The sequence below is a fragment of the Microbacterium umsixpiens genome (assembly GCF_053543675.1).
Window position 1 is genome coordinate 1 of record NZ_JBLVOH010000249.1, and the last position, 4,565, is coordinate 4,565.

General features: G+C 70.1%; 7 protein-coding genes. 6 read left to right on the top strand and 1 reads right to left on the bottom strand.

Annotation, left to right across the window (positions count from 1 at the left end; genetic code table 11):
• Positions 1 to 271: 271 nt before the first annotated feature.
• From ACNPM4_RS20620 to ACNPM4_RS20645, 6 genes are all read left to right on the top strand, one after another.
• Complete coding sequence (locus ACNPM4_RS20620) at positions 272 to 1,342, top strand: M4 family metallopeptidase (RefSeq protein WP_448987010.1); 1,071 nt, start codon at positions 272 to 274, stop codon at positions 1,340 to 1,342.
• Entirely contained in the window at positions 1,317 to 1,625 is a 309-nt protein-coding gene (locus ACNPM4_RS20625) for a protealysin inhibitor emfourin (protein WP_029264107.1), read from the top strand. The genes ACNPM4_RS20620 and ACNPM4_RS20625 overlap by 26 nt, the downstream gene beginning before the upstream one ends.
• A gap of 79 nt (positions 1,626 to 1,704) precedes the next feature.
• Positions 1,705 to 1,941 carry a hypothetical protein gene (locus ACNPM4_RS20630; protein WP_029264106.1) on the top strand — a complete coding sequence of 79 codons (237 nt, stop codon included), beginning with the start codon at positions 1,705 to 1,707 and terminating at the stop codon, positions 1,939 to 1,941.
• Positions 1,942 to 2,043: 102 nt separating this feature from the next.
• On the top strand, positions 2,044 to 2,874 hold the full coding sequence (locus ACNPM4_RS20635) for a ribonuclease H family protein (RefSeq protein WP_372468064.1): 831 nt from the start codon (positions 2,044 to 2,046) through the stop codon (positions 2,872 to 2,874).
• A gap of 29 nt (positions 2,875 to 2,903) precedes the next feature.
• On the top strand, positions 2,904 to 3,293 hold the full coding sequence (locus tag ACNPM4_RS20640; RefSeq protein ID WP_046746984.1) for a DoxX family protein: 390 nt from the start codon (positions 2,904 to 2,906) through the stop codon (positions 3,291 to 3,293).
• A gap of 126 nt (positions 3,294 to 3,419) precedes the next feature.
• Positions 3,420 to 4,157, top strand: coding sequence for a Pr6Pr family membrane protein (locus ACNPM4_RS20645; RefSeq protein WP_372468062.1), 738 nt, complete (start codon positions 3,420 to 3,422; stop codon positions 4,155 to 4,157).
• 66 nt (positions 4,158 to 4,223) lie between these two features.
• Here ACNPM4_RS20645 and ACNPM4_RS20650 read toward each other — a convergent pair.
• Positions 4,224 to 4,565 (bottom strand): FAD-dependent oxidoreductase (locus ACNPM4_RS20650; protein ID WP_448987011.1); only part of this gene is annotated, 342 nt, incomplete at its 5' end.

Genomic DNA, 4,565 nt, shown 5'->3' on the forward strand with positions numbered 1-4,565 from the left:
AGCGACAGCGTGAGCGTGGCGGCGACGGATGCGGTTCGGCGGGGAGGTGGGTTCATGACGCTCTCACACTATTGAGAACGATTCTCGTTATCAAGTCGGGTGGCATCTCAGTCCGCCGCCGCGAGGCCGAGGCGCACGGAATGAAGGAGAAGTCGCAACACGAAGGAGCTGTGAGGCGGAAGGCGCCTTCGAAGCGCGCGATCTCCTTCATTTCACGTCATGCCCACGGCCGGTCAGCCCGAACGTCGGCACCGCGGCGTAGGGTCGCAGCATGAGCAGCACAGCATCCGGAGAAAGTCATGGAGTGGTCCCCTCCTACCTGCTCGCGCGCCTGGCCGAGTCGGGGCGTTTCCCCAAGGCCGCAGCCGCCGCGCGGCAGACGCTCACGGCGGGCCGCCCGCCGTTCCGCGCGCGCATCGACCTGTCGATCGACGAGAACGGCGACCTCGTCGCCCAGCTTTCGGATGCTCCGAACCGCACGATCAGCGACGCCGGCAACACGCAGCAGCTTCCCGGCGCGGTGGTGCGTGGCGAAGACGACGGCCCGGTGGAAGACACCGCGGTGAACGAGGCCTTCGACGGGCTCGGCGCCACATTCGAGATGCTGCTGGCCGCGTTCCAGCGCAACTCCCTCGACGACGCCGGCGCCCCGCTGGACGCGACCGTGCACTACGGCGTCGACTATGACAACGCGTTCTGGGACGGCGAGCGCATGGTGTTCGGCGACGGCGACGGTGAGGTGTTCCAGGGGTTCACCGGTTCGCTCACCGTCATCGGACACGAGCTCGCGCACGGCGTCGTGCAGCACACCGCGAACCTCGAATACCACGGGCAGCCCGGGGCGCTGAACGAGTCCATCGCCGACGTGTTCGGAGCCCTGACCGAGCAGTACGCCCTCGGCCAGACCGCCGACCAGGCGACCTGGCTCATCGGCGCCGAGATCTTCACCGACGCCGTCGAGGGTGCGGCGCTGCGCTCGATGATCGCACCCGGCACCGCCTACGACGACGACGAGCTCGGCAAAGACCCGCAGCCCGACCACATGAGCGGCTTCGTGCGCACGACCGAAGACAACGGCGGGGTGCACATCAACTCCGGCATCCCCAACCGCGCCTTCGCCCTGTTCGCGACCGACCTCGGCGGCAACGCCTGGGAGCGGGCGGGCACCGTCTGGTACCGGGCTCTCACCGGAGGCCTGTCGAGCACGGCGACCTTCACGGAGTTCGCCGACGCCACGGTCGCCGCCGCCACCGCGCTCGACGATGCCACGGCCGAAGCGGCTCGACGCGCCTGGAGTGCCGTGGGAGTCTATGAGGATGAGCGAGTCCCCTCCACCGACTGACACGCACGTCGTGATCGCGGTGGTGCGCACCGGCGGCATCGCGGGCATCCGTCGTCAGTGGCGGGTGGAAGCCGAGCCCGACGAAGCCGGGGAGTGGATCGACCTCATCGACGGCTGCCCGTGGGACGAGGAGACGGATGCCGGCACCGGCGCCGACCGGTACGTCTGGAGCATCCGGGCCCGCACACCCTCCGAGCGCCGGGAACGCGACGTGCCCGACTCCGCTCTCGACGGCCCCTGGCGCACCCTCGTCGAAGCGGTGCGCACGGCCGCCAGGCGCTGAACCCGCATCCGCTCCGGCTCCCGATCAATCCGGTGTGAATCCGGCCCCGTCGCCGCCGGGCAGGTTCACAATGGAGACCATGGGACTGTTCCAGCAGAAGCCGGAAGAACAAGAGAACCAGTGGGTGCTGCCCTCTGAGCCGCTCGAGCGCACGGAGGCGGACGTGCTCGACACAGCGCCCGTCGTCGACCCGCTCTCGATCGGACTCGGCGCGGAGACCAGCGGCGACCTGAGCTCGGTCCTGTTCCCGGTCGCACCTCCCGCCCCCGAGGCCGTCGCGGCCGAGAACGGCGAGCCCGAGGCTGAAGAGGACTGACCTGCACCACGTCGCAGTTGCGCCACCGCGACGCAGGGCAACCATCGATTCACTGCGACCCCGGTGCGAATCGACGACGGGCCGCGCGGCTACGGTTGAGGGATGACGATCACCGCCGCCGCAGACGGCTCCGCCCTGGGCAACCCCGGCCCCAACGGCTGGGCCTGGTACATCGACGACGCGAACTGGGCTGCCGGCGGTTCCCCGCACGGCACCAACAACCAGGGCGAGCTGCGCGCGGTCCTCGAACTGCTGCTCGCGACCGCCGGCACCGACGAGAAGCTGCTGATCGAGTGCGACAGCCGCTACGTGATCGACTCCGTGACCAAGTGGATGCCGGGCTGGAAGCGCAAGGGCTGGCGCAAGTCCGACGGCGGACCCGTGCTCAACCGCGACCTGCTCGAGGGCATCGACGAGGCGATCCGTGGCCGTGACGTCGAGTTCTCGTGGGTCAAGGGGCACGCCGGACACCCGCTCAACGAAGCGGCCGACGAACGCGCGAACGCCGCCGCCAAGGCGTACCAGGCGAAGCAGGAACCGCGACGAGGACCGGGCTTTACGAGGGGAACGGATGCCGGCGCTGCCGTATCCGGATCCGCGTCCGTCGCCGCATCCGCACCGTCCGCATCGGCCGCATCGGCCGGTTCCGCGGCTGCCGGGACGAGTTCCGCGGGCGCGAGTGCGGTCACGACCGAGGACCGCGCCCGCTCGACCGCGGCAGCGGCAGCATCCGCCCCCTCTCCCGCCGCGGCCGCCTCGCTCGCGGAGCCGCTCTGGGCCGAAGCATCCGATCTGCTCGACGGCCTGGACTCCCCCGACGACGACCCGATCGAGCTGCGGATCCCCCTCTCCTCCGACGAGCACGCCCGCCTGCGCGACCGCGCCGAAGCACAGGGCGTCTCGCTCGAAGAAGCCCTCCGCCGCCTGATCTGAGCGTGGCTGCCGAGGCGTAAACTCGCCCCATGTCGACTCCTGCCCGCACCATCGGCCGCATCTTCCTCGGCGCCTCCCTCGTCTTCGCGGGCGTCTCCCACCTCACGGTGGCTCGTGAGGAGTTCCAGGCCCAGGTTCCCGAGTCGCTACCGCTCGACCCCGATACGACCGTGCTCGCCTCGGGCGTGGCCGAGGTCGCGCTCGGCTCTGCCCTGCTGCTGGCACGACGCCGTCGGCGCACGGTCGGCACGATCGCCGCACTGTTCTTCGTCGCCGTGTTCCCCGGCAACGTGGCGCAGTGGATGCACCACCGTGACGGCTTCGGCCTCGACACGGACATGAAGCGTTTCGTCCGGCTGTTCTTCCAGCCCGTGCTCGTCGCACTGGCGCTGTGGTCGACCCGCGAACCCCGACGCTGACACGCCGACACAGGATCATCAGCACGGATCCACACCCGTCGGGACGGGCGCCCTCTGCGGCGCGACGGAACCTCGGAGGTCCGATCCGTAGACTCGGCGGATGAGGAAAAGGCGGGTGACGCAGCGGTGAAGGCGCGTACCGCCTTCGGCCTGCTCCGCCTCGGCGCTGCCGCCGTCTGCCTCGTGGCGCTCATCCACCGGCTGAGCTGGGGGCTCGCGTCGCACACGATCGCGAGCCAGAACTTCTTCGCTTACTTGACCAACCAGTCCAACATCGCGTTCGTCGTGCTGCTCACGATCGCGGGGGTGATCGCTCTGCGCGCGGCGCGGGATCCGCGGTGGCTCACGGTGGCACTGGCACTCGTGCTGACCTGGACGATCACCGCCGGACTGGTGTTCGCGATCCTCGTCTGGCAGGCCGGCATCCGCGGTATCCGCATCGATGTGCCGTGGTCGGATCAGGTGTTGCACTTCTGGCTGCCGGCGCTGACGGTGGCGGCATGGGCCCTGGCGCCCGGCCACCGATCGGTGCCGTGGCGGGTGGTCCCGGTGTCCCTCGCCTACCCGGTGCTCTGGGGGGTCGCGACGATGATCCGTGGGCCGATGATCGGCTGGTACCCCTACTACTTCCTCGACCCGCGGCAGGTGAGCGGGCCGATCGAGTTCCTCGCGTCGGCGGCGATCGCGCTCGGCAGTTTCGCCGTGGTCTCGACCGTGCTCGTGCTCATCAGCCGCATGCCGCTGCCGAGACGACTGCGGACGGATGCCGACGACGAGGCCGATGCTCCGGACCGGCCGCCCGCGGTCGAGGGCGAGCAGGTGCCGGAGGAATCCGCGCGGGAGACGGCGACCGCGCGGAGCTAGACGCGTCGGACTTCGTGGTGCCGGACGGAACGGCGTCGGTGGAAGCGGCTCCGACGGGGAGCGCGGTCAGACCCAGAGCGTGAGCGAGGCGAGGGCCGCTTCGAGGGCCGCCTTCTCGTCGAGCGCCGCGAAGTCCGCGGCAGCGGTGCCGCCGACGAGGCCCACGAGCACATTTTCTCCGGTCGTCGGCTGCAGGTTGATCCAGGTCGGGATCAGCACATCGGCTCCCACGGCGTGCCAGATCGACTCCTCGTTCTGCCAGAACGGCTCGTCCCACCGCAGCCAGACCGTCTCGATCGCGCCCATGCCGAGAGCGGCGATCGCACCCCGCTGCGAGAACGGGAGCGCCGGCTCGAACTCGATGCTGTGCTTCTGGAGCACGCCCAGCGGCACCGTCACGACGACCCG